This window comes from Pseudomonas sp. FP597, assembly GCF_030687435.1.
In the GTDB taxonomy this organism is placed as follows: domain Bacteria; phylum Pseudomonadota; class Gammaproteobacteria; order Pseudomonadales; family Pseudomonadaceae; genus Aquipseudomonas; species Aquipseudomonas lactucae.
The window spans coordinates 1,370,806-1,396,190 of sequence record NZ_CP117432.1; the positions used below are offsets into that span (position 1 = coordinate 1,370,806).

A 25,385-nucleotide genomic window follows, 5' to 3' on the forward strand; every position below is an offset into this window, starting at 1 on the left:
CATCTTGTTTGTAGCAAGCTACAAAAATTGTAGCTTGCACGACACAAATCCCCCGCACACACCGAGCAAAGCCCCGGTTCCATTGGGTTATGGCCAATTGGCACAGTCCCTGCTCTACCCCTGGTGCAAGCGCAGACAGCGCACTCCATCAAGGTAACCGCAATGATCGACTGGCATATCGTGTGCGACTTCGACGGGACCATCACCCCCACCGACGTCATCGACAACGTCCTCCAACGCTTCGCCGGCCCCGAATGGGAAACCATCGAACAGCTATGGCTGGATGGACACATCGGTTCACGCGAATGCCTGAGCCGCCAATTGGCGCTGATCAAGGCCACGCCCGCCGAGTTGCTGGCGTATTTCGACAGCGTCGAGATCGACCCGGACTTCCCGGATTTCGTCGATCACGTGATCGGCCTGGGCGCGTCCCTCGAAGTGGTCAGCGACGGCATCGAACAAGGCATCGCGCGGATTCTGTCGCGCAACTACGTGACCCTGCTGCCGATTCTCGCCAATCGCCTGCGGCAGGTTGACCAGAACAGCTGGCGCATCGACTTCCCCTATTCAAGCGATGCCTGCCGCGCGGCGTCGGGCAACTGCAAATGCAAGTCCACGCCGAGCAACAAGCGCGTGCTGGTGATCGGCGACGGCAAGTCCGATATGTGCGTGGCCTCCACCGCCGACTTCGTGTTCGCCAAGGGCAGCCTCGCCGAGTACTGCGTCGCCCACCAGATTCCCCATGCGCGCTTCGACTGCTTCGCCCAAGTGCCTGCGCTGCTCGCGCAGCTGCCGCAAAGCGTCGCCGCCAACGCCACCTCCTTTACGACTGACAACCAGGAACTCTTCCATCATGTCTGATATCCGCATCGCCACCGCCGAAGACCAGGTCCTTCTGGATAAGGAAGCCAAGTACTGCTCCTACGGCGACACCGTCCATTACATCGAGCCGCCGCGTATCTTCAGCCGTTGCGAAGGCTCCTATGTATGGGACACCGAAGACCAGGCCTACCTCGACCTGCAAATGTGGTACTCGGCGGTCAACTTCGGCTACGCCAACCCGCGCCTGAATAATGCGCTTAAACAGCAGATCGACACCCTGCCGCAAATCGCCAGCCAGTACCTGCACAAGGGCAAGATCGAGCTGTCGGAAATGATCGCGGTGGATGCCAAGAACAAGTTCGGCCTCGACGGTCGCGTGCACTTCAACGTCGGCGGTTCGCAATCGATCGAAGACTCCTTGAAGGTGGTGCGCAACGCCACCAACGGCAAGAGCCTGATGTTCGCGTTCGAAGGCGGCTACCACGGGCGGACCCTCGGCGCCTCGTCGATCACCTCCAGCTACCGCTACCGTCGTCGCTACGGTCACTTCGGTGAGCGTGCGCAATTCATCCCGTTCCCCTATCACTTCCGTGGCCCCAAGGGCATGACGAAAGAGGAATACGGCAGCCATTGCGTGCAGCAATTCGCCCGCCTGTTCGAGACCGAATACAACGGCGTGTGGGACCCGAAAGTCGGCCAGAGTGAATACGCCGCGTTCTACGTCGAGCCGATCCAGGGCACCGGCGGCTACGTGATCCCGCCGATGAACTTCTACCGTGAACTCAAGCAGGTATTGGATCAGCACGGCATCCTGATGGTGTCCGATGAAATCCAGATGGGCTTCTACCGCACCGGCAAACTCTGGTCGATCGAGCATTTCGACGTGCAGCCGGATGTGATCGTGTTCGGCAAGGCGCTGACCAACGGCCTCAACCCACTGGGCGGTATCTGGGCCCGTGAAGAGTTGATCAACCCTAAGGTCTTCCCGCCAGGCTCCACCCATTCCACCTTCGCTTCCAACCCGTTGGGCACCGCGGTGGGCCTGGAAATGTTCAAGATGACCAACGAAGTCGACTACGGCGCGATGGTCATGGCCAAGGGCAAATTCTTCCTCGAAGGCCTGCAGGACCTGCAAAAACGTTTCCCGATCATCGGCGACGTCGACGGCCTGGGCCTGGCCCTGCGCTGCGAAATCTGCGGACCGGATGGTTTCACGCCGGATAAGGCGACCCTGGACTACATGGTCGAAGAAGGCATGAAGGGCGACATGGTGGTCGATGGCCGCAAACTCGGCCTGATCCTCGACGTGGGCGGTTACTACAAGAACGTGATCACCCTGGCCCCGTCCCTGGAAATCAGCTACCCGGAAATCGAGCTGGGCCTGAAGCTGCTGGAACAATTGCTGGTGCGGGCAACCAACCGGTGAACAGTGCAGAGATCGACCTCGGTGAAGGTGATGCCGGCTTCGTTCTCGGTGAGGGTCCGGTCGGGATCCTGTTGATCCACGGCCTGACCGGCACCCCGACCGAACTGCGCCAGGTCGCCAAGGGCCTGGCCAAGGTGGGCAATTGCACGGTGTATGTGCCCACCCTGGCCGGGCACTGCGGTGACAACAGCGACCTGCAGGCCACCGGTTGGCTGGACTGGTACGAAGGCGTGCGCAAGACCTTCGTGCAGATCAAGCGGCGGCACGCGCAGGTGTTTGTCGGTGGCTTGTCCATGGGCGCGGTGATGTCGATGTACCTGGCCTCCGAGCATCCGGGCCAGGTCGCCGGCTTGCTGATGTATTCCACCACCTTGAGGTACGACGGTTGGAGCATCAGCAAAATGGCGTTTATCACGCCGTTGCTGATCCGCATTCCTTTCGGCGTGCGCTTGTTCCGCTTCACCGAGAAGCCGCCGTACGGCATCAAGAATGAACGGCTGCGGGCGATCGTCGAGCGGCAGATGAAGGAGGGCCAGAGCAGCGAAGCGGGGTTGTTGACCATGGAAGGCGTCACCGTGCGCGAGTTGCACTGGATGAACGCGGTGGTCAAGAAACGCATGCCCCGGATCAAGGTCCCGGCCCTGGTGCTGCACTCCATCGAGGACGACATCACCAGCCGCTGGAACGCCGATTACGTGGAGCGCCACCTCGGCGGGCCGGTGACCAAGGTCCTGCTGGACAACTGCTACCACATGATCACCGTCGACCTGCAATACCGGCGGGTGATCGAGTTGAGTGCCGACTTCATCAGCCGGCAAGTTTCCTGTGGTGAGCAGTGCTGTTGTGGTGAGCAGGCTTGTCCCGCGCTGGGTGGCGAAGCCGCCCCAAAACCCGCCATCGCGGTCTAGCTGGAGATATTTCGTGCCTGGAATGGGGTGGCTTCGCCACCCGGCGCGGGCGGTGCGACGATTCGACAAGCCCGCTCACCACAAACATCCTTTTCACCACAACAACTCCAACTGGAAGTAGACGTGATCACCACCCAAGCCTTCGCCACCATCCGGGCCCTCCAGCGCAGTGCCTGGAACGATTGTTTTCCGGGTGCCCTGGAGGACTGGGACTATTACGTCGCCGTGGAAAACGCCGCCATCGCTGATTTCCAGTGGCGCTACCTGGCGGTTTACGAAGATGGAACCCTGGTGGCGGTCGCGCCCGCGTTCATCACCCATTACCGCCTCGACACCACGGTGTCCGGCGCCGGCAAGCGCTTGACCGAACGCCTGGAGCGGCTGTGGCCGGGCGTGTTGCAACTGGGGCTGTACGCCATCGGCTCGCCGGTGGCCGAGCGCTGTGATGCCGGATTTGCCAGCCACGTGCCCGAGTCGCGCCGCCCGCTGTTGCTCAAGCATGTGCTGCACGCCGCGCGCCACGACGCCGATGATTTCGGCATCGGCCTGTTGGCGGTCAAGGACGCACCGAGCAACGATCCGCACTGGGTCGACAGTTGCCGTGCCGCCGGTTTCCAGACGATGCCGAGTTTGCCCACAGGTGTATTGCCGTTGCCCTACGGTTCGGTGGACGCTTACCTCGGCTCGCTGGGTAAATCCACGCGCAAGGACCTGCGCCGCAAACTGCGCGCGCCCGGCCCACGGGTGGAATGGCGGCGCAATATCGACGACGTGCTGCCTGAGGTCATGCGCCTGTACGAAGCCACGCTGACCCGCGCCGAGTTGCAGTTCGAGCGCCTGCCCGCCAGCTACTTTACCGGTGTGCTCGAACGCCTGGAGTCGCGTGCGGTGTGTGCGCTTTACTGGGTGGACGAGCACTTGGTGGCGTTCAACCTGATGCTGGTCGACGAACAGCGGCTGGTGGACAAGTTTTTCGGGCATGACGTGGCGTTTACCCGTGACTACAACCTGTACTTTCGCAGTTGGCTGACCAACGTCGAGTACTGTATTCGGCACAATATTGCGTTATACGAGTGCGGCCAGGCCGGGTATGCCAGTAAGCTGCGCCTGGGCTGCGAGTTCCAGGGCAACAGCGTGTTCTTCCGGCATCGCAACCGGCTGGTCAACGGCCTGCTCAAGTTGGTAAAACTGTTTATTCGACCGGATCGTTCCGACCCTGCCATGGCTGCTGCGATAAGCGAAACCTGATGATCACCAAGACCCGCCAGAAAGCCCGCCCCTTTGCCATTTCGCGCTGGAGCGTCCAGCGCAAGCTGGTGCTGGCGTTCTGGTTGGTGAGTGTGATTCCCACCATGATTGCGGCGGAGTTGGCCGCTAGCACGCTGTCGCAGATTTTCGACAGCAACGTGCGCATCTGGCTGCAAGAGTCGACCAAGATCGTCAAGGACGAGATCGGCGACATCCTTCACGACAACGCGCGCATGGCCAAGCTGTTCCTGCGCTACATCAGCCCGCCGGACAACAAGCAAGCCGCCCGCCATGACCGGCTTACGGCCGACATCGCCGATGCCACGGATATCGACGTGGTGGCGCTGATTCGCGCCAGTGATCGAAAAGTGGTGTTCACCACCGCCGCCGATGACATCGTGCAACAGATCAGCCTGGCCAAGAATACGGTGCTGCAAACGGTCAAGGTGGGCGGGGCCACCACCGGTATCGTGGTCTCCACTTTCGAGACCAGCCGGGACGGTGTCGACTACCTGCTGCTGGTCGGTACCTACCTGGACAGCAGTTTCCTGACCAGCGTGGCCGATGTGCATTCCCTCGACCTGCGCCTGTACCTGGCCAACCCGGACGGGTTCTCGGAAATCTTCTCGACCCAACGCTTCGAGGATCACCCCTCGCGAATCCCCAAGACTGTCGAAACCGCCATGCGCGCCACTCGCCAGCCCAGCGAGCAGTTCACCAATAACTACAGCGGTTTGTACTGGCCGATCTTCAACGATGCCGGTGACTTGCAAGGCGTGATCTTCAGCGGCCTGCTGCGCCATAGCAGCCTGATGGGGCTGGTCAACCAGAGCAACCTGTTCGTGCTGATTTTTCTGGTCAGCTCGGCGCTGTCGCTCGCGGCGGGGGTACTGGTGTCGCGGCGCCTGACCCGGCCGCTGCGGGATTTGTCCGAAGGCGTGGGGGCGGTGATCTCGGGCAATTACACGCACCGCGTGGCGGTCAGCGGCGGCGATGAGCTGGCGCAGTTGAGCAGCACCTTCAACCATATGACCGAGCGCCTGGGCGAGTTGCATCACCTCGAGGCCCAGCTGCGCCGACGTGACCGCCTGCATGCGCTGGGTGAAGTCGCCATGGGCCTGGCCCACGAGATCCGCAACCCGCTGGGCATCATCAAGACCGCCACCCAGTTGTTGCACCGCCGCGCCGACCTGCCGGACACCGACAAGCGCCACTTGGAATACGTGATCAGCGAAGTCAGCCGCATCAACGACCTGATCACCGAGTTCCTCGATTTCGCCAAGCCCAACCCGCCGCTGCGCGCGTTGCAGCCGGCGCGCCCACTGGTGGAGGAGATCCTGGGCTTCTGCGCGCCGGAGCTGGCGACACATAACATCGATGCGCAGATCGATGACCAGGCGCCGGGCGCGACGATCTACGCGGACGCCAAGCAGCTCAAGCAGGCGTGCCTCAACCTGATTCTCAACGCCATCGATGCGATGCCCGACGGTGGGCGGCTGACCGTGGGGATTCGCACGGCGGACGGCAACACGGTTATCAGCATTGCCGACTCCGGCCAAGGCATTGCGGCCGACATGATCGAGCGCATCTTTACGCCTTTCGTCACCACCAAGGCCTCGGGCACCGGGCTGGGCCTGGCCAAGGTCTATTCGATCATGGAAAGTCACGACGGCAGCATTGAATGCGCCAGCGAGAAAGATGCCGGCGCCACCTTCAGCCTGTACATTCCAGCGATGGGCGAAGACGACGAGGACACTCATGACGCATAACATTCTGGTAGTCGACGACGAACCCAAGCTGTGCGACCTGCTGGCATCGGCCCTGGGCCAGAACGGCATCCAGGTGTTTATCGCCGGCAACGGCCTGCACGCGCTCAAGGTGCTGGAACAGGAAGACATCGACCTGGTGATCAGTGACTGGCGCATGCCGGGCATGGACGGCCCGGCGCTGCTGGCCGAGATCAAGGTGCGCTACCCCCATGTGCCGGTGATCGTGATGACCGCCTACAGCACCGTGAAGAACGCCGTGCAGTCGATGCGCAACGGCGCCTATGACTACATCGCCAAGCCGTTCGATATCGACGAACTGGACATCACTGTGGCCAAGGCCCTGCAGTTTCGCGACATTCTGCGCGACAACGCACGTCTGCGCGCCGAATTGGATGAGCACGCGCAATTCGACAGCCTGGTGGGCGACAGCCCGGCGTTTCGCAAGGTGCTGCACGCGGTGGATTCGGTACGCGACAGCAGCGCCACTATCCTGCTGACCGGCGAAAGCGGCACCGGCAAGGAAATGGTCGCCCGTGCCATCCACAAGCATGGCAGCCGTGCCGACCAGCCCTTCGTGGCGGTCAACTGCGCGGCCATCCCCGAAGGGCTGCTGGAAAGCGAGATGTTCGGCCATCGCAAGGGTGCGTTTACCGGCGCCGTGGCCGACCGGGTCGGGCGCTTTATGCAGGCCGACAAGGGCACACTGTTTCTCGATGAAGTCGGTGACATGCCGTTGGCGTTGCAGGCCAAGATCCTGCGTGCCTTGCAGGAGCGGGTGATCGAGCCGGTGGGCGACCCGCGAGAACGCAAGGTGGATGTGCGGGTGATTGCCGCCACCAACAAAAACCTGCTCGACGCCGTGGCCGACAAGGAGTTTCGCGAAGACCTGTATTACCGCCTCAACGTGTTCCCGATCCCGTTGCCGCCCTTGCGCGAGCGCGTGGAAGACATTGCGCCGCTGGCTCGTCACTTCGCCCAGACGCTCAGCGCCACCGCCGGCAAACGCATCACCGGTTTCAGCCCTGAGGCGTTGCAGGCCATGGCGGCGTATCACTGGCCGGGCAATATCCGCGAGCTGCAAAACTGCGTGGAGCGCGCGACCATCGTGGCGGCGTCACCGGTGATCGAAGATATCGACTTGCCGGGTTACCTGTTTGCGTCCAAGCCGAGCGGGGAGGGCGGGGTCGCGGCGATCCTCAGCGACGGACCGGGCATTCCCCAGGACCTGGATGCGGCGCTGGCGGAGGTGGAGAAGGCCTATATCCTGGCCGCCTTGCACGAGAGCAATGGGGTGCAGGCGGCGGCGGCGGCGAAGATCGGGATCTCTGAACGCAGTTTCTGGTATCGCCTGAAAAAGCTGGGTATTCAGGTCGACAAGATAGTCCGCTGACTCAACCGGGATAAAAATGTGGAGTGTCAGGTATGGATGCGTACCCAGATACTCACCAGGATCGTCGCCGCCATCAACCACGCTACCGCTGCTACGGCTAAAGAGGCCTCCAGCCGCATCCGATCCACCATCACGTACAACGTCGCCAGGTACACAAAGTACGGAATGATCGACCACATCCCGAACAGGATGGTGGTCTTCAAATCGTCCAGCGAACGGCCCTTGCCGACGATGTAATGGGCGATCAGCGCAAAGGTCGGGAACAGCGGCACCAACCCCGCGATGTAGTAGTTTCTGGTCTTGGCCAGCGCGGCCAGGATCAGTACCACCGCCGCGCCAAGGGCGGCCTTCAGGAACAGATCCATCAGTGACTCAACCCGTATTTCTTGACCTTGTCGAACAGTGTGGTCTTGGCCATCCCCAGCTCCTGGCTGGCCTGGGTCAGGTTGCCGCCGCTGCGTTGCAGGGCGTCGCTGAGCAGGTTGCGCTCAAACGCTTCCACCGCCTCGGTGAAGGCCACGCCCTGGTTGCCGCTGCCGGCGCCGCTTTTCTTGAAGGCGGGCAGGCCGAGGGCGAAGCGTTCGGCGACATTGCGCAGCTCGCGCACGTTGCCCGGCCAGTCGTGGCTCATCAGGCTCGACAAGGTCTGGTTGTCCAGCTCCGGCACGGCGCGGTCGAAGCGTAGCGATGACTGCTGCAGGAAATGCTCGAACAGTTGCAGGATGTCTTCGCGGCGTTCGCGCAGCGGTGGCAGTTCCAGGGTGACCACGTTGAGGCGATAGTACAGGTCGCTGCGGAATTGGCTGGCACGGCTCAGCTCGTCGAGGTCGGACTTGGTGGCGGCGATCACCCGGCAATCCACTGCCACGCTCTGGTTCGAACCCAGGCGTTCCAATGTACGCTCCTGCAACACCCGCAGCAGTTTGATCTGCAGGTTGATCGGCATGCTTTCCACTTCATCAAGGAACAGCGTGCCTTCGTGGGCGTGTTCGATCTTGCCGATACGCCGCTTGCCGGCGCCGGTGAAGGCGTTGGCCTCGTGGCCGAAAATCTCGCTTTCGAAGAGGTTCTCCGGCAGGCCGCCGCAGTTCAGCGCGACGAACTGGTGGGCGTGGCGCCGGCTGAAATCATGCAGGCAACGCGCGACCAGTTCCTTGCCGGTGCCGGTTTCGCCTTCGATCAGCACGTTGGCGGAGGTGTCGGCGACGTTGGCGATCAGCTCGCGCAGGTTCTGCATGGCCGGGGAGCGGCCAATGATGCGGCCTTCCAGGGAATCGCGCTCGGCCAACTGACGGCGCAGCGACCAGACTTCCCGCGCCAGCCCGCGTTGTTCCAGGGCGCGGCGGGCGACGTCCACCAGGCGTTCGGGGGAGAAGGGTTTCTCCATGAAATCGTAGGCGCCGTTGCGCATGGCGCCGACGGCCATGGAGATATCGCCATGCCCGGTGATCAGTACCACCGGCAGGCTTTTATCCAGGGCCTTGAGTCGGGTGAGCAGCTCCAGGCCGTCGATGCCCGGCAGGCGGATGTCGCTGATCACAATGCCCGCGAAGTTTTCGCCGACGCGCGTCAACGCCTCTTCGGCGCTGCCCACGCCCACGCTGGGGATGTCTTCAAGCGCCAGGGCTTGCTGGCAGCCGAGCAGCACATGGGGGTCGTCTTCGACGATCAGCACGGTGAGGTCTTGGGGATCAATATTCATGTCGACTCAGCTGGTTGAGTGCCCGCCAACGGCAGGCTCAGGACAAAGGCAGTACCACCGCCGGCCGGGTGTTCCACGGCGAGGTTGCCGCCGGTCGCCGCCGCGAGGCTGGCGGACAGCGTGAGGCCCAGCCCCAGGCCTTGCTCGCCGGGTTTGGTGGTAAAAAACGGTTCGAACAGATGTTTGCGCGTCTCGGCGTCGATGCCATGCCCATTGTCGCGCACCTGCAGGCGGTATTTGCCTTCGCCGCTGCTGCCTTCCAGCCACAGCTCGGGAGCCGGTTGCGCCTGCATGGCGTCGAGGGCGTTGCCGATCAGGTTGACCAGGATCTGCTCCAGGCGCGTCTGGTCAATCTGCAAGTCAGCGTTGGCAAAGTCGCGGTGCACGGTCAATGGCAGGCTGTCCAGGCGGGCACCGAGTACCTGGAACGCGGCGTCCACCGCTTTGGCGAGGCTGGCCTCGCCCTGGTCATCACCGCGCCGGGCAAAGGAGCGCAGGCTGGCGGTGATGCGGCCCATGCGGTCGATCAGTTCGTTGATGGTCTTGAGGTTGGCGCTGGCGGTGTCCAGAGCGCCGCGCTCAAGGAAACGTACGGTGTTGCCGGACAAGGTGCGTAGCGCCGCCAACGGCTGGTTCAGTTCATGGGCGATGCTGGTGGACATCTGGCCGATAGCGGCGAGTTTGCCGGCCTGCACCAGTTCATCCTGGGCACGGCGCAGGGTTTCTTCGGCCTGGCGCCGTTCGCGGATCTGGCCCTTGAGCCGTTCATTGCTGGCGCGCAGGTCGGCGGTGCGTTCGGCAATCCGTCGCTCCAGCTGACTGTTGGCTTCCTGCAAGGCTTCCCGTGCGGCGAGACGGGTGGCGATGACCTTGCGCCGCTCGTTCCAGGCGATCAGCAAAAACGCCACCAGGCCAAATGCCACGGCCACCAGGATGCCCTGGTTGATCGCAGCGCGGCGCAGGTCGTTGAGCGGGGTGAGCAGGGTGAAATTCCACGGCGTGTCATTGAGCGGGCGGGTTTGCGCCAGGTAGCTGACGGCGTGCTCGTCGTTGACCACTTCGCTGTTGGCCGGGAAGGTCAGTTTCTCGGTGCCTTCGTTGAGCCGCTCACGGGCCAGGGGTTCCAGTTCGTTCAGTGTGGCCCAGTAATATTGCAGACTGTGGGCCAGTCGCTCCTTGGTCTCGTTGCTCAATGGCCGCACGGCCTTGAGGCGCCGGGCCGGGTCGCTGGAGAGGATGATGATGCCGTTCTCGTCGCTGACGAAGGCTTCCAGGCGCGCGCGCTGCCAGCGTTCTTCGAGGGCTTCGAGGCGCACCTTGACCACGGCGACACCGATGATTTTGCCGTGTTCTTCCAGGCCATGGGCCAGGTAATAGCCGGGTTCGCCATTGGTGCTGCCGATGCCGTAGAAGCGTCCGGGCTGGCCGCGTACGGCGTTCTGGAAATAGGCGCGAAAGGACAGGTCTTCACCCTGGTAACTGTCGGCATCGCGCCAGTTACTGGTGGCCAGTACCCGACCGGTGGTGTCCATCACGTAGATGGCCCGGCTGCGACTGCGTCGGTTCAGGCCTTCGAGGTAATCGTTGACGGTCTTGCGGGTTTCCTGGTTTGGATCGGCCAACAGCTTCGAGACGCTGGACTCCAGCTCCAGCAGGCTGGGCAGGTAAGTGTATTTGCTCAGTTCGCTTTCGACCGTGCGGGCATGCAGCTCCAACTGGCGTTCGCCGGTGTCGCTGAGGGTGCGGATACCGTAGTACTCGCTGATCCAGAAGCCGATATAACCCAGGCCGATCATCAGTGCGATGGTCAACGGCGGCAGGAACAGTTGGCGAATCAGACGAGGTTTCACGGCAAGTGATGGCGGTGCGGCGCGAAATTGGTTGGGGTCGCATTTCATCACAGATGCCTTGGGTCAACCAGAGCTGCCAGCCTGTGCGGTCCGGTGTGGGAGGGAGCAAGCCCCCTCCCACATTGACCCGGTTTCCACAGTAGGAGCTGCGTAGTACTTAGTGCTGCAGGATTTTCTCAAGGAAGTGCTGCGCGCGTTCGGAGCGGGCGCTGATGTCGCCGAAGAACTCTTCTTTCGGGCAGTCTTCGATGATCTTGCCGGCGTCCATGAAGATCACGCGGTCGGCCACTTTGCGGGCAAAGCCCATTTCGTGGGTCACGCACATCATGGTCATGCCTTCCTGGGCCAGTTGCACCATCACGTCCAGTACTTCGTTGACCATTTCCGGGTCCAGGGCCGAGGTCGGTTCGTCGAACAGCATGACGATCGGGTCCATGGCCAGGGCGCGGGCAATGGCCACACGTTGTTGCTGGCCGCCGGAGAGTTGGCCGGGGTGCTTGTGGGCATGTGCCGAGAGGCCCACGCGATCGAGCAGTTGCAGGCCTTTCTGGGTGGCTTCTTCCTTGCTGCGGCCCAGCACCTTGATCTGCGCGATGGTCAGGTTTTCAGTGATGGTCAGGTGCGGGAACAGCTCGAAGTGCTGGAACACCATGCCCACGCGCGAACGCAGTTTCGGCAGGTTGGTCTTCGGGTCGGCGATGGAGGTGCCGTCGACCACGATGTCGCCCTTCTGGAACGGTTCCAGCGCGTTGACGCACTTGATCAGGGTGGACTTGCCCGAGCCCGACGGCCCGCACACCACGATCACTTCGCCTTTTTTGACATCAGTGCTGCAATCGGTCAGCACCTGGAAGTCGCCATACCACTTGTTGATGTTCTTGATAGAGATCATACGGCAAACCTTTTTTGCAGACGCTTGACCAGCAGCGAGGCGGAAAAGCTGATGATGAAGTAGACGACACCGGCAAAGATCAGGAACTCATTGGAGCGGCCGATGATGTCGCCGTTGGAGCGGGCGGAGTTGAGGAAGTCCACCAGGCCCACGGTGTAGACCAGCGAGGTGTCCTGGAACAGGATGATGCTCTGTTGCAGCAGCAACGGGGTCATCTTGCGGAACGCCTGGGGCAGGATGATCAGACGCATGGTCTGGCCATAGGTCATGCCCATCGCCTGTGCTGCGCTCATCTGGCCCTTGGGGATCGACTGCACGCCGGCCCGCACGATTTCGCAGAAGTACGCGGCTTCGAACATCATGAAAGCCACGACGCAGGAGGTGAACGCACCGATCGGGGTGTCTTCGCCGGTGATCCAGCGCAGCACGAACGGCACCGCCAGGTAGAACCAGGTGATCACCAGCAGCAGCGGGATCGAGCGGAAGTAGTTCACGTAGGCGCCGGCCACGCGCGACAGCAGTTTGCTGGACGACAGGCGCATCAGGGCCAGGATGGTGCCGAGGATGATGCCGCCGACCACGCCCATGACCATCAACTGCAAGGTCATGACCATGCCGTTCCACAGGCCTGGGATCGCGGGGATGATGCCGCTGAAATCGAAGTCCATTATTTACCCCCCACGGAGATCAGGCCGGGCACGGCGACTTTCTTCTCGACCACGCGCATCAGCAGCATCAGGCTCATGTTCAGGGTGAAGTAGATCAGCGTGGCCAGGGTGAAGGCTTCAAACAGGTTGGCCGAGAACTCGGCGGTCTGCTTGGTTTGCGCCAGCAGTTCCATCAAGCCGATCAAGGACGCCACGGAGGAGTTCTTGAACACGTTGAGGAATTCCGAGGTGAGCGGCGGAATGATGATGCGGTAGGCCTGGGGCAGCAGCACGTTCCAGTAGATCTGCGGCAGCTTGAAGCCCATGGCGCGCGCTGCGGATTCCTGGCCACGTGGCAGCGCCTGGATACCGGTACGCACTTGTTCGCACACACGAGCGGCGGTGAACAGGCCCAGGCACACGACAACGCTCAGGTAGGCCGAGGTGGTCGGGTTCAGGTCTTGTTTGTACCAGTCCTGCAGGTTCTGCGGCAGCAGGTCGGGTATCAGGAAATACCAGATGAACAGCTGAACCAGCAGCGGCACGTTACGAAACAGTTCCACGTAGCAGGTCGCGATACCCGATACGAGACGGTTTGGCACGGTGCGCATGACCCCCAGAATGGAGCCCAGCAGCAAGGCGATAATCCATGCCACGACAGCGATGGCGATGGTCCAGCCCAGGCCGGCGATGTACCAGTCGAGATAAGTCTCGCTGCCCACGCCGGTGGACTTGAAGAACACGCCCCAGTCCCAGTTGTAATTCATTAGGGTCTCCCCTCGAGATCGATCGATGTACAAGCACCCGCTTGGGGAACATCCATTCCCGCCTGACGGAGAACGTCAGGCACACACGATCGGCTCGAAAACCGCCAGGTCGAGTGTTCCAAGTTATAGCCAGCAGGTAGTAACAGACGCCTGGGGGAGGGTGAGCTCCCCCAGGAGATAAGGTTAGTCAGGAATCAGATTTTTACTTCCGGAGCCGGCTTGTCGGTCGGGTTCTTGATCAGTTCCTTGACCTTGTCGCTCATCGGGAAGTTCAGGTTCAGGCCTTTCGGTGGGATCGGGCTTTCGAACCATTTGCTGTAGATCTTGTTGATCTCGCCGGATTTGTACAGGGCGACGATGGCGTCATCCACGGCTTTCTTGAAGTCCGGATCACCTTTGCGAACCATGCACGCGTACGCTTCGAAGGACTGCGGAGTACCGGTGATGACCCAGTCATCCGGCTTCTTGGCCTTGGCTTCTTCGCCGGCCAGCAGGGCGTCGTCCATCATGAACGCAACGGCGCGGCCGCTTTCGAGCATCTGGAAGGACTCGCCGTGGTCCTTGGCGGAGATGACGTTCATGCCCATCTGCTTGTCAGCGTTCATCGCCTTGATGATGCGCTCGGACGTGGTGCCGGCGGTGGTCACGACGTTTTTGCCTTTCAGGTCAGCGAAGTCAGCGTAGCTTGGCTTGCCATCCTTGTCTTTCTTGACCAGCAGACGTGTGCCGATTTCGAAGATGTTGGTGGTGAAGTCGACTTGCTGGGCGCGTTCGGCGTTGTTGGTGGTGGAGCCGCATTCCAGGTCCGCAGTCCCGTTCTGGATCAGCGGAATACGCGTTTGCGAGGTCACCAGGTTGTACTTGACCTTCAGGTCGGGCTTGTTCAGGTCTTTTTTCAGTTGGTCGACGACAGCCACTTGAATGTCGTGGGAGTAGCCAACCGGTTTGCCCGAACCATCCGCGATGTAGGAAAACGGAATGGAGCTGTCGCGGTGAGCGAGGGTGATGGTGCCGGAGTCATTGATTTTCTTCAGTGTGCCGGTGAGTTCGGCGGCAAAGACTGGCGTGCTGATCAAAGCGGCAGCGATAGCTGCGCCCAGGATATGGGGAACGATGCGCATCAATACTTCCTCGACATTTGTTTTTTTTATGAAGCCGGCTGAGCGGCTCTCTTGTACAGCGAATGCCATGACGGCTCCTGAGGCGTCCTCAGGCAATCGTCGAAGAGTGTAGAGCATGAGTCGTGCCAGGCCAGTGATAAAAGATTAAACGTATGATTTATATGATAATTAACTTTATATGACGAGAAATAATCAACCTGATAGTCCGGCAAACCGAATAGGTTGAGGCATCGCGTTCGGAAAACCGAATATTCAGCCGGGCATAAAAAAGCCCCTGGGCCTCACGGCGCAGGGGCTTTTGCAGGACGGGGCTGTCAGGCCGCCTGGGTCTTGCTGCGGTTTTGTTCAACCTTGGACAGGTAGCGTTGCAGGTTGTCCTGTTCCTGCGCGGTGGTGAACAGGCCCAGCTTGGTACGCCGCCACAGTACATCTTGAGGTTGAGTGACCCATTCTTCGGCGCACAGGTAGTCGACTTCGCGGGTGTACAGGCCGCCACCCAGGTGATCGCCCAGGTCGGCGAGCGACTGCACGCCTTCGAGCAGGCGCCAGGTGCGGCTGCCGTAGGTGGTGGACCAGCGGCGTGCGATTTCGCTCGGCAGCCAGTCGAATTTGCTGCGAATGGCGTCGGCCAGGGCCTCTGGCGTGGTCATGTCTTCGCCGCCCGGCAGGCTGGCCTTGGCGGTCCAGCTCGGGCGCATCTGGGTGAAATACGGTGCCAGTTGCGCCATCGCCGACTCGGCGAGCTTGCGGTAGGTCGTCAGCTTGCCACCGAACACCGACAGGATCGGCGCCTCGCCCGTGCCTCCGGACAGCGACAGCGTGTAGTCACGGGTGATCGCCGAGGGGTTGTCCGACTCGTCGTTGCACAGTGGGCGTACGCCGGAATAGGTGTGGACGATGTCGTCGCGGCTCAGTTGCTTCTTGAAGTGCGCATTGACCACGTTGAGCATGTAGTCGGTTTCACCTTCGGTAATTGCCACTTTCGCCGGGTCGCCGGTGTATTCTCGGTCGGTGGTGCCGATGATGGTCAGGTGGTTCAGGTACGGGATGGTGAACACGATGCGCTGGTCTTCGTTTTGCAGAATGTGCGCGTGGGCGCCTTCGTACAGCTTCGGCACGATCAGGTGGCTGCCCTGGATCAGGCGGATGCCGTAGGGCGAGTCCAGCTTGAGGTCGTCCTTGATGAACTTGGCGACCCACGGGCCCGCCGCGTTTACCAGCGCGCGGGCACGGATCGAAAACAGGCTGCCGTCGGTGCGTTCCATGTTCATTTCCCACAGGCCATTGCTGCGGTGTGCGCTGATGCAGCGGGTCTGCGTGTGGATGTGCGCGCCTTTTTCGCGGGCCGCCATGGCATTGAGTACCACCAGGCGGGCGTCATCGACCCAGCAATCGGAGTATTCGAAGCCTTTGGTGATTTCGCTTTTCAGCGGGCTGTCGGCACCGAACTTGAGGCTTTTGGACCCGGCGAGCTTTTCACGCTTGCCCAAGTGGTCGTACAGGAACAGGCCGGCGCGAATCATCCACGCCGGACGCAGGTGCGGGCGGTGCGGCAATACAAAACGCATCTGTTTGACGATGTGCGGGGCCTTGGCCAGTAACACTTCACGTTCGGCCAGGGCTTCGCGCACCAGGCGGAATTCGTAATGTTCCAGGTAGCGCAGGCCGCCGTGGATCAGCTTGCTGCTGGCGGAGGATGTGTGGCTGGCCAGGTCATCCTTTTCGCAAAGGAATACCGACAAACCGCGCCCGGCTGCGTCTGCTGCAATGCCGACGCCATTGATCCCGCCGCCGATAACGGCGACGTCATAGACTTCGGCAAGCGGTGGAGCAGGCAAGGTAGAAGGGTTCATCGGCTGGCCTCGCGATCTTTTTCGTATTGGAATTCGAACATTAATGTTCATTTGCGAAAATGGTAGCTGATAAACGCAGACACAGCCACTCGAATTCGATTGAAAAAACTCATCGAAGGGCGGGAAAAGGAAGAATTGTGAACATGAGCCTGGGGAAGGCTTGAGAAAAAGGCGCTGGATAAATCGCCATCGGGGGCTTGCCCCCGATGGCGTCATTGCAGACGCTATACGACTTCCAGCCGAACCTTATGCTCATTGAGCAACTGCACCAACGCCGGCACCGGCTCCTGATCAGTCACCAGGCAATCCACCAGACTGATCGGCCCCAGGCGAATCATGGCATTGCGCCCGAATTTGCTCGAGTCCGCCGCCAGAATCACCTTGCGCGCGTTGGCGATAATGGCCTGGGAAACCCGCACTTCCTGATAGTCGAAGTCGAGCAGGCTGCCGTCTTCGTCGATGCCGCTGATGCCCACCAGGGCAAAGTCGACCTTGAACTGGTTGATGAAGTCGACACTGGCCTGGCCCACCACGCCACCGTCACGCCGCACATTACCGCCGGTGAGCAGCACGTCGAAGTCATCCTTGGCACTGAGCATGCTGGCGACATTGAGGTTGTTGGTGATGATTTTCAGGTGGTGGTGATTCAGCAACGCGCGCGCAATGGACTCGGTGGTCGTACCGATATTGATGAACAGCGAGGCGTGATCGGGGATCTGCGCGGCAATGGCTTCGCCGATGCGCTGTTTCTCGTCGCGCATCTGGTCGGCCCGCATGGCATACGCGGTGTTTTCGACACTGGAGTCATAGGCGGCGCCGCCATGGTAGCGGCGCAGCAGATTGGCATCCGCCAGTTGGTTGATATCGCGGCGGATGGTTTGCGGGGTGACAACGAACAGCTGCGCCATTTCCTCGATGCTGACATAGCCGCGTTCGCGGACCAGCTCGAGGATTTGTTGCTGGCGGGGAGGCAGATTCATGGGGCGTCCTTTGGGCTGCCATACAAAAGTGGCCCATGATGACGTACGAATCGACTCCCTGCCAGTTACAACCCTAAGCGTGTTTTGCGCTTGGCTTATTCAGCGCCTTCGTGGGGCTCCCAGTCGCGGGTGCGGCTGACTGCTTTCTGCCAGCCGGCGTAGAGTTTTTCTTTGGCGGCTTCATCCAGTTGCGGTTCGAATTCGCGCTCGATCACCGCCTTGCCGCGCAGTTCATCCAGGCTGCCCCAGAAGCCGCAGGCCAGGCCGGCCAGGTAGGCGGCGCCGAGTGCGGTGGTTTCGCGCATTTGCGGACGCTCGACCTGGGTGCCAAGGATGTCGGCCTGGAATTGCATCAGGAAGTTGTTGGCCACCGCGCCACCGTCCACGCGCAGGGCTTTGAGGCGTTCGCCGGAATCCTGTTGCATGGCGTCGAGCACGTCGCGGGTCTGGTAGGCAATCGACTCCAGGGCTGCGCGAATGATGTGATCCACGCGTACACCACGGGTCAGGCCGAACAGTGCGCCACGGGCGTAGGGGTCCCAGTACGGAGCGCCCAGTCCGGTGAAGGCCGGGACCAGATACACACCGTTACTGTCCTTGACCTTGCTGGCAAAGTACTCGGTGTCGTGGGCGTCGTTGATGATCTTCAGCTCGTCGCGCAACCACTGCACGGTGGAACCGCCGTTGAACACCGCGCCTTCCAGGGCATAGGCCACTTCGCCGCGCGGGCCGCAGGCGATGGTGGTGAGCATGCCGTGCTTGGATTTCACCGCTTTGTCACCGGTGTTCATCAGCAGGAAGCAGCCGGTGCCGTAGGTGTTCTTGGCTTGGCCGGCTTCCACGCACATCTGGCCGAACAGCGCCGCTTGCTGATCACCGGCGATACCGCCGATGGCAATGCCGCTTTTGGTGCGGCCGTAGATTTCCGAGGAGGACTTCACTTGCGGCAGCATTTCCCGCGGAATGTCGAGGATCTCCAGCATCTTCGTATCCCACTCCAGGGTGTGGATGTTGAAGAGCATGGTGCGCGAGGCGTTGGTGTAATCGGTGACGTGGGTCTTGCCGCCGGTAAATTTCCAGATCAACCAGCTGTCGACGGTGCCGAACAGCAGCTCGCCGTTGCGCGCGCGCTCGCGGCTGCCTTCGACGTTGTCGAGGATCCACTTGAGCTTGGTCCCGGAGAAGTACGGGTCGGTGACCAGGCCGGTGGTGTCGCTGATGTACTGTTCATGGCCGTCACGCTTGAGCTGCTGGCAGATCTCGGTGCTGCGGCGGCACTGCCAGACAATGGCGTTGTAGATCGGGCGGCCAGTGACCTTGTCCCATACCACGGTGGTTTCACGCTGGTTGGTGATGCCGATGGCGGCGACCTGGTCATGGTGCAGGCCGGCCTGGGCCAGGGCTTCGACCATCACCGCGCTCTGGGTGGCGAAGATTTCCATGGGATCGTGCTCGACCCAGCCTGCCTGCGGGTAATGCTGGGCGAACTCGCGCTGGGCGGTGCACACCACGTTGGCGTCACGATCAAAGATGATCGCCCGGGAACTGGTGGTGCCTTGGTCGAGGGCGATGATGTAGTTCTTATTCTGAAGGTCGGTCATGTCGATTGCCTTGCACGAAAATAAGGAAGTCAGAAATCAGCCTGGGCCTCAAGGGGCAGGGCGACCAGGCTGGCGCGATCAGGAAATACGGGTATTACCGTTGACAGCCGTGTCAGGTGTTTCAGCGATAGCCGGTGCGGCGCTGGGCAGATGACGGGCAATCAGCCCGCGATAGGCGGCAGCACCGAGGCATGCGCCCAGGATCGGTGCGAAAATCGGTACCAGGAAGTAAGGAATATCGCGGCCACCAGTAAAGGCCATTTCACCCCAACCGGCGAAAAAGGTCATCAGCTTGGGACCGAAATCCCGCGCCGGGTTCATCGCAAAGCCGGTCAGTGGGCCCATGGCGCTGCCAATCACCGCGATCAACAGACCGATCAGCAGTGGGGCCAATGGGCCGCGTGGCAGGCCGTTGTTGTCATCGGTCAAGGCCATGATCACGCCCATCAGGATCGCCGTGATGATCATTTCCACCAGGAACGCCTGAGCGGTGCTCAGCAACGCGTGAGGGTAGGTGGAGAACACCGAAGCCAACTCCAGGCTGGCCTGGGTGCCGCGAACCATGTGATGAGTTTGTTCGTAATCGAAAAACAGGTTGCTGTAGAGGGTGTACACCAGGGCCGCCGAGCAGAAGGCGCCGGCGACCTGGGCGAGGATATAGAAGGGCAGTTTGCGTTTGTCGAAATCGGCGAAGAGGCACAGCGCGATACTGACGGCAGGGTTGAGGTGAGCCCCGGAAATGCCGGCGCTCAGGTAGATCGCCATGCTGACGCCCACCCCCCAGATGATGCTGATTTCCCATAAGCCAAAGCTGGCACCCGCGACCTTGAGCGCAGCCACGCATCCTGTACCGAAAAAGATCAGCAGCGCAGTCCCCAGGAATTCGGCCATGCATTGGCTCGAAAGTGAAGGCTGTTGAAGAGCAGTTGTCATGGAAAACCTCAGTTGTTGTTCTTGTCTGGCGCACTGCCTCAATGGGCGGTTGCGCGATTTTCACCGTGACGAAGATCCCCATCCGCGCCACGGCTTACTGCTGGAATGCTGTGGATATATTCCTACAGTATTCGGAAACGAAAAAATATAGACAAGAATGGCGGCTGTCAAAGGTCGAAAGTGAACTGTCGGTCACTTTCAAACTATTGGTTTGATGAATGATCATGCTTTTCGTCAACCGGCGGAATGGGATAGAACGCCGCACTAGAGCGTTTTACGTGGGCTTGGCCTAGAATTGGCGGTCTGTCTGCCACGCCTGGGAGCCCTCATGACACCTGCATTGGATTTGTTGAAGAAAGTTCGCGCCGAACATCGTGTCCACAGTTACGAACATGACCCCAAGGCGGCCTCTTATGGCTTGGAGGCCGCGGAAAAATTGGGCCTCGACCCTGCACAGGTGTTCAAGACGCTGCTGGCGAGCAGTGAGAAGGGCGAATTGTTGGTGGCTGTAGTGCCGGTCGTCGGAAGTCTGGATTTGAAAGCGCTGGCTCATGCGGCGGGCGTAAAAAAAGTCGAAATGGCAGACCCTGCGGCGGCGCAACGTTCGACCGGTTACCTGCTGGGCGGGATCAGTCCGTTGGGACAGAAGAAGCGGTTGCGCACGTTTATCGATGTGACGGCAGAGCCGTTTGCGACGATTTTTGTGAGCGCGGGGAGAAGGGGGTTGGAAGTGGAGCTGTCGGCGCAGGTGCTGGCTGAACATACCCGGGCTCAATTCGCGCCGATTGGCCGGGTTTGAAATCGACTTCGACCTGAGTGAAATCCAATGTGGGAGGGAGCAAGCCCGCTCCCACATTATTCTTCAAATACTCAACTGGCCGGGCTGTAGCGGCGTACGCCTGACTCGGATCGAGGCACTTGTGCCGCAACGCTGCCTGACGCCTGGAACAGCACCAGGTGTTCCGCCGCCACGCGGATCCCCACATTGGCGCCCACCTGGTGGTCGGCATGGCTGGGGAAGATCGATTCCAGTTGCGCACCTGTCGCCAGCTGCAAGCGGTACAAGGCCGATGCGCCAAGGAAGGTCTTGCCGACGATCCGCGCTTTCAAGGTACTGTCCGGCGCATAAACGATGTCATCCGGGCGCAGCAGCACATCCACGGCACCGCCGATTGGCCAGGTGTAGGCGCGGTTGCCGCGCAGGTCGCCCAGTTCGGTGCTGACCGACTCGGGCGAGCTCAACTGCCCACGAATGAAGTAGCCCTGCCCGATAAAACTGGCGACGTAAGGCGTCTGCGGTTCGTGATAGAGGTTGTAGGGCGTGTCCCACTGTTCCAGCCGGCCTTCCTTGAAGACACCCACCTGATCGCTGACCGCGAACGCTTCTTCCTGATCGTGGGTGACCAGGATCGCACTGGTGCCGCGCGCCTTGAGAATGTCGCGCACTTCATGGCTGAGCTTGCGCCGCAGTTCACCGTCGAGGTTGGAGAACGGCTCATCGAGCAGCAGCAGTTGTGGTTCCGGCGCCAGGGCGCGGGCGAGGGCGACACGTTGTTGCTGGCCGCCCGAGAGTTCATGGGGGAAGCGCTTGCCCAGGTTCTTCAGGTTGACCAGCTCCAGCAACTCGGCGACCACGCGGTCCTTTTGCGGATGCTTGCGGATGCCGAACGCGATGTTGTCGGCCACGCTGAGGTGGGGAAACAGCGCGTAGTCCTGGAACACCATGCCGATGCGACGCTTCTCGGGAGCCAGGGTGAAACCGGCGCTGGAGATCACTTCGCCCGCCAGGCTGATTTCGCCTTCGTGTACCGGCTCGAAGCCGGCGATCGCGCGCAGGGTGGTGGTCTTGCCACAGCCTGAAGACCCGAGCAGGCAACCGATATCGCCCGCGTTGAGATGCAGATTGAGGTTTTGCACCACGCGTTGATCTTGATAACCGCATGCCAGATTGCGCAGGTTCAGCAGTAGTGGATGGCTCATGCGTGGTGGTAGGCCGGTTCGACGAGGAACTCGAGCAGGGCCTTTTGCGCGTGCAGGCGGTTTTCGGCCTGGTCCCACGCAACAGAACGCGGGTCGTCGAGCAGGTCGAGGCTGATTTCTTCGCCACGGTGGGCGGGCAGGCAGTGCATGAACAGCACATCCGGCGCGGCTGTATCGAGCAAGGCGCGGGTCACCTGGTAGGGCGCGAACAGTGCCAGGCGCTTGGCTGTTTCGTCTTCCTGGCCCATGGAGGTCCACACATCGGTGCTCACCAGGTGCGCACCGACCACGGCGTCTTTTGGATCGCGAAGCAACTGCACGCGGCCATCGGCCTTGGCGAGGAATTCGGCGCTTGGCTCGTAGCCTTCAGGGCAGGCGATGCGCAGGTGGAAGTCGAACTGGATCGCCGCTTCTATATAGCTGTTGCACATATTGTTGCCATCGCCGATCCAGGCCACGGTCTTGCCCTGGATGGAGCCACGGTGTTCTAGGAAGGTTTGCATGTCGGCCAGCAACTGGCATGGGTGCAGGTCATCGGACAGGCCGTTGATCACCGGCACACGCGAGTTGGCTGCAAATTCGGTGAGGGTGCTGTGGGCGAAGGTACGGATCATCACCGCGTCAAGCATGCGCGACATGACGATGGCGCAATCGCTGATCGGTTCACCACGGCCCAGTTGGGTGTCCCGCGGCGACAGGAAGATGGCCTGGCCGCCGAGCTGGATCATGCCGGCTTCAAAGGACAGGCGCGTGCGTGTCGAGGACTTCTCGAAAATCATCCCGAGTACGCGGTTTTTCAAAGGCTCGAACAGTACGCCGCGGTTACGCAGGTCTTTAAGCTCAATGCCTCGACGGATCACGCTGACCAGCTCTTCGGGCGTGCAATCCATCAGGGAGAGAAAGTGCCTTGCGCTCATCATTAACTACCTTTTGCAACAGACCGCAGATACTCAAAGCCTTGTTTATTGTGACAACGGGCGAGACCTGCGGCGAAAGCCGCACGGGGCGACGAAATAGGGGAAGGCGCGATCTTATAATTAAATGTCGCGTCTTACCAATAGGGCTACGGTTTTTAAGGGATTTCAGACAGGCGCTAGAACGCTTTTGCAGACGATTTCCGGACAGCAGCGGCCCATTTGTACACTGGCGCTGCAACCTTTTGCAATGTGCGGCGGCGGTCCTGCGCCAGGCTGTGTCGGTTTCAAAGGCCGTGCGCAGGGTTCTGTAACATTTGCTCACGCTTGGCCCATGGCCTGGCCTGATGCCGGTCGATTCACGCGACGAACGTTGGTGGTGCCTTTCAGGGGCGCGGCCCATAGTGAGATCAAAGCCCCTATAAGAGACTGGCCATGACCAAGACTCTCCACCACCGTGCCTGCCATCTGTGCGAAGCCATCTGTGGCCTGACCCTGGAAACCACCCAGGACGAAGACGGCCGTCTGGCGATCACCTCGATCAAGGGTGACCCTCTGGACACGTTCAGCCGTGGTCACATCTGCCCAAAGGCGGTAGCGCTGCAGGATATTCAGAACGACCCGGACCGCCTGCAGCAGCCCATGCTGCGGGTGGGCAGTGAATGGCAGCCCATTCCCTGGGACGAGGCGTTTGCCCTGGTGGCCGAGCGGCTGGCGGGCATTCAGTCCCGACACGGGCAGAATGCAGTGGCGGTGTATCAAGGCAACCCCAGCGTGCACAACTACGGGCTGATGACCCACAGCAACTACTTCCTCGGCCTGCTCAAGACGCGCAGTCGGTTTTCTGCGACTTCCGTGGACCAGTTGCCTCATCACCTCACCAGTCATTTGATGTATGGACATGGCCTGTTGTTGCCGATTCCGGACATCGACCACACCGACTTCATGCTGATCCTGGGCGGCAACCCGCTGGCGTCCAACGGCAGCATCATGACCGTGCCGGATGTGGAAAAGCGCCTCAAGGCCATCCAGGCGCGGGGCGGCAAGGTGGTGGTGGTTGATCCTCGGCGCAGTGAAACGGCAGCGGTCGCCGACCAGCATCTTTTTGTGCGCCCAGGGGGCGACGCGGCGCTGTTGTTCGGGTTGCTCAACACCTTATTCAGCGAAAACCTGACGCGTGAGAGTCATTTGCCTGTCGACGGGCTGGACGCTGTACGCCGTGCGATCGCCGGCTTTACCGCCGAGAAGATGAGCCGCCAGTGCGCGGTGCCGGCCGAGCAGATACGCCAATTGGCGCGGGACTTTGCCGCAGCGGACAAGGCCGTGTGCTACGGGCGCATGGGCGTCTCGACGCAGGCGTTCGGCACCTTGTGCCATTGGCTGGTGCAGTTGATCAACCTGGTCACCGGGAATCTGGATCGGGTTGGCGGTGCATTGTGCACCTCTCCGGCCGTTGACCTCGTGGCTTCGACCGGCGGCGGGCATTTCAATCGCTGGCAAAGCCGTGTGTCCGGACGCCCCGAGTACGGCGGCGAGTTGCCGGTGTCGGCGCTGGCTGAAGAAATGCTCACCGAAGGCGAAGGGCAGATCCGCGCGCTGGTGACGGTGGCGGGCAACCCGGTGCTGTCCACGCCGAACGGTCGGCAGTTGGAGCAGGCTCTGGATGGGTTGGAGTTCATGGTCAGTGTCGACCTCTACATCAATGAAACAACGCGTTATGCCGATCTGATTTTGCCGTCCACCTCGGCGCTGGAAAACGATCACTACGACACCACCTTCAACATGTTTGCGGTGCGCAATGTCACGCGCTTCAATCGCGCAATCCTGCCCAAACCCGAGGGCGCGCTGCATGACTGGGAGATTTTCGTCGGCCTGGCCCGCGCCTTCGCGACGCAGACCGGGGTGGCGCTCAAGCCAACCCTGCCGCCGGCGCAGATGATCGACTTCGGGCTGCGGGCCGGGGCTTACGGTGACGCCTCCGATCACAAATTGTCGGTCGCCATGCTGGCTGATCATCCTCATGGCGTGGACCTGGGGCCACTGCGTCCCAACCTCGCTGCGCGTTTGAAAACGCAAGATGGCAAGGTGCAGGCGGCGCCGACGGTGATTCTGGCCGACCTGGCGCGGTTTGCGGCACAGCCGGTGCCGGTGGCCGATGAGTTGCTGCTGATTGGCCGGCGCCACGTGCGCAGCAACAATTCCTGGATGCATAACTATCACCGCTTGGTGAAAGGCAAGCCGCGGCATCAATTGCTGATGCACCCCGACGACCTCGCCAGCCGCCAGTTGAGCGATGGCCAGCGGGTGCGTGTCAGCTCGCGTATCGGCATGGTCGAGGTGGAAGTATCGGCAAGTTTGGACATGATGCCCGGCGTGGTCAGCCTGCCCCACGGTTGGGGCCATAGCCGCCCGGGTGTGCAGATGGCGATTGCCAGCGGGCAGCCGGGGGCGAGCGCCAATGACTTGACCGACGAACGGCAATTGGATGAGTTATCCGGCAACGCCGCGTTGAACGGCGTGCCGGTGCAGGTGGCTGCAGCTTAGGGCGCCAGCACGGTGCTGGAATTTTGCGTTACAATGCG

Annotated in this window: 21 protein-coding genes; 8 read left to right on the forward strand and 13 right to left on the reverse strand. The window is 61.2% G+C overall.

Annotated elements, in window-relative coordinates:
• Positions 1–162: 162 nt before the first annotated feature.
• The 6 genes from PSH66_RS06255 to PSH66_RS06280 all read left to right on the forward strand — a co-directional run bounded on the left by PSH66_RS06255 (position 163) and on the right by PSH66_RS06280 (position 7,563).
• Complete coding sequence (locus tag PSH66_RS06255; RefSeq protein ID WP_141064092.1) at positions 163–861, forward strand: HAD-IB family phosphatase; 699 nt, start codon at positions 163–165, stop codon at positions 859–861.
• Positions 854–2,248 carry an aspartate aminotransferase family protein gene (locus PSH66_RS06260; RefSeq protein WP_003172069.1) on the forward strand — a complete coding sequence of 465 codons (1,395 nt, stop codon included), beginning with the start codon at positions 854–856 and terminating at the stop codon, positions 2,246–2,248. The genes PSH66_RS06255 and PSH66_RS06260 overlap by 8 nt, the downstream gene beginning before the upstream one ends.
• Entirely contained in the window at positions 2,245–3,156 is a 912-nt protein-coding gene (locus PSH66_RS06265) for a carboxylesterase (RefSeq protein ID WP_305428587.1), read from the forward strand. The genes PSH66_RS06260 and PSH66_RS06265 overlap by 4 nt, the downstream gene beginning before the upstream one ends.
• 123 nt (positions 3,157–3,279) lie before the next feature.
• Positions 3,280–4,404 carry a GNAT family N-acetyltransferase gene (locus PSH66_RS06270; RefSeq protein ID WP_042944239.1) on the forward strand — a complete coding sequence of 375 codons (1,125 nt, stop codon included), beginning with the start codon at positions 3,280–3,282 and terminating at the stop codon, positions 4,402–4,404.
• Positions 4,404–6,173: a HAMP domain-containing sensor histidine kinase gene (locus PSH66_RS06275; protein WP_141064094.1), complete on the forward strand. Its 1,770-nt coding sequence runs from the start codon at positions 4,404–4,406 to the stop codon at positions 6,171–6,173. Before PSH66_RS06270 ends, PSH66_RS06275 begins: the two co-directional genes overlap by 1 nt.
• Positions 6,163–7,563: a sigma-54 dependent transcriptional regulator gene (locus PSH66_RS06280; RefSeq protein ID WP_141064095.1), complete on the forward strand. Its 1,401-nt coding sequence runs from the start codon at positions 6,163–6,165 to the stop codon at positions 7,561–7,563. The genes PSH66_RS06275 and PSH66_RS06280 overlap by 11 nt, the downstream gene beginning before the upstream one ends.
• Before the next feature lie 26 nt (positions 7,564–7,589).
• On the opposite strand, the gene PSH66_RS06285 is transcribed toward PSH66_RS06280, so the two are convergent.
• From PSH66_RS06285 to PSH66_RS06335, 11 genes are all read right to left on the reverse strand, one after another.
• Positions 7,590–7,928, reverse strand: a complete 339-nt coding sequence (locus tag PSH66_RS06285) for a GlpM family protein (protein ID WP_003172076.1) — start codon at positions 7,926–7,928, stop codon at positions 7,590–7,592.
• Complete coding sequence (locus tag PSH66_RS06290; protein WP_254854402.1) at positions 7,928–9,208, reverse strand: sigma-54 dependent transcriptional regulator; 1,281 nt, start codon at positions 9,206–9,208, stop codon at positions 7,928–7,930. The genes PSH66_RS06285 and PSH66_RS06290 overlap by 1 nt, the downstream gene beginning before the upstream one ends.
• Before the next feature lie 53 nt (positions 9,209–9,261).
• On the reverse strand, positions 9,262–11,163 hold the full coding sequence (locus tag PSH66_RS06295; RefSeq protein WP_141064096.1) for a sensor histidine kinase: 1,902 nt from the start codon (positions 11,161–11,163) through the stop codon (positions 9,262–9,264).
• 109 nt (positions 11,164–11,272) lie between these two features.
• Positions 11,273–12,007, reverse strand: a complete 735-nt coding sequence (locus PSH66_RS06300; RefSeq protein WP_305428588.1) for an amino acid ABC transporter ATP-binding protein — start codon at positions 12,005–12,007, stop codon at positions 11,273–11,275.
• The gene (locus PSH66_RS06305) at positions 12,004–12,675 is read right to left on the reverse strand and encodes an amino acid ABC transporter permease (RefSeq protein ID WP_078823438.1); all 672 of its coding nucleotides are present in this window, start codon (positions 12,673–12,675) and stop codon (positions 12,004–12,006) included. The genes PSH66_RS06300 and PSH66_RS06305 overlap by 4 nt, the downstream gene beginning before the upstream one ends.
• Positions 12,675–13,421 (reverse strand): amino acid ABC transporter permease, encoded by a 747-nt coding sequence (locus PSH66_RS06310; protein ID WP_032891809.1) that lies wholly within the window; start codon positions 13,419–13,421, stop codon positions 12,675–12,677. The genes PSH66_RS06305 and PSH66_RS06310 overlap by 1 nt, the downstream gene beginning before the upstream one ends.
• Before the next feature lie 194 nt (positions 13,422–13,615).
• Positions 13,616–14,542 carry a glutamate/aspartate ABC transporter substrate-binding protein gene (locus PSH66_RS06315; protein ID WP_042945595.1) on the reverse strand — a complete coding sequence of 309 codons (927 nt, stop codon included), beginning with the start codon at positions 14,540–14,542 and terminating at the stop codon, positions 13,616–13,618.
• A gap of 314 nt (positions 14,543–14,856) precedes the next feature.
• The gene (gene glpD / locus PSH66_RS06320; RefSeq protein WP_003172084.1) at positions 14,857–16,395 is read right to left on the reverse strand and encodes a glycerol-3-phosphate dehydrogenase; all 1,539 of its coding nucleotides are present in this window, start codon (positions 16,393–16,395) and stop codon (positions 14,857–14,859) included.
• 224 nt (positions 16,396–16,619) lie between these two features.
• On the reverse strand, positions 16,620–17,375 hold the full coding sequence (locus PSH66_RS06325; RefSeq protein ID WP_003172085.1) for a DeoR/GlpR family transcriptional regulator: 756 nt from the start codon (positions 17,373–17,375) through the stop codon (positions 16,620–16,622).
• 95 nt (positions 17,376–17,470) lie between these two features.
• A complete protein-coding gene (glpK, locus tag PSH66_RS06330) occupies positions 17,471–18,976 on the reverse strand; it encodes a glycerol kinase GlpK (RefSeq protein WP_003172086.1) in 1,506 nt (501 codons plus the stop codon).
• A 78-nt stretch (positions 18,977–19,054) separates the two neighbouring features.
• Positions 19,055–19,909, reverse strand: coding sequence for an MIP/aquaporin family protein (locus PSH66_RS06335; RefSeq protein ID WP_003172087.1), 855 nt, complete (start codon positions 19,907–19,909; stop codon positions 19,055–19,057).
• A 328-nt stretch (positions 19,910–20,237) separates the two neighbouring features.
• Between PSH66_RS06335 and ybaK the strand changes: the two genes are divergently transcribed.
• Positions 20,238–20,708 carry a Cys-tRNA(Pro) deacylase gene (gene ybaK / locus PSH66_RS06340; protein WP_305428589.1) on the forward strand — a complete coding sequence of 157 codons (471 nt, stop codon included), beginning with the start codon at positions 20,238–20,240 and terminating at the stop codon, positions 20,706–20,708.
• 71 nt (positions 20,709–20,779) lie between these two features.
• Here the strand turns inward: ybaK and PSH66_RS06345 are convergent, their stop codons facing one another.
• A complete protein-coding gene (locus PSH66_RS06345) occupies positions 20,780–21,889 on the reverse strand; it encodes an ABC transporter ATP-binding protein (protein ID WP_305428590.1) in 1,110 nt (369 codons plus the stop codon).
• Positions 21,886–22,806: an ornithine carbamoyltransferase gene (argF, locus tag PSH66_RS06350; protein WP_003172090.1), complete on the reverse strand. Its 921-nt coding sequence runs from the start codon at positions 22,804–22,806 to the stop codon at positions 21,886–21,888. The genes PSH66_RS06345 and argF overlap by 4 nt, the downstream gene beginning before the upstream one ends.
• Positions 22,807–23,238: 432 nt before the next feature.
• Between argF and PSH66_RS06355 the strand changes: the two genes are divergently transcribed.
• Positions 23,239–25,347: a molybdopterin oxidoreductase family protein gene (locus PSH66_RS06355; protein WP_305428591.1), complete on the forward strand. Its 2,109-nt coding sequence runs from the start codon at positions 23,239–23,241 to the stop codon at positions 25,345–25,347.
• Positions 25,348–25,385: the final 38 nt, after the last annotated feature.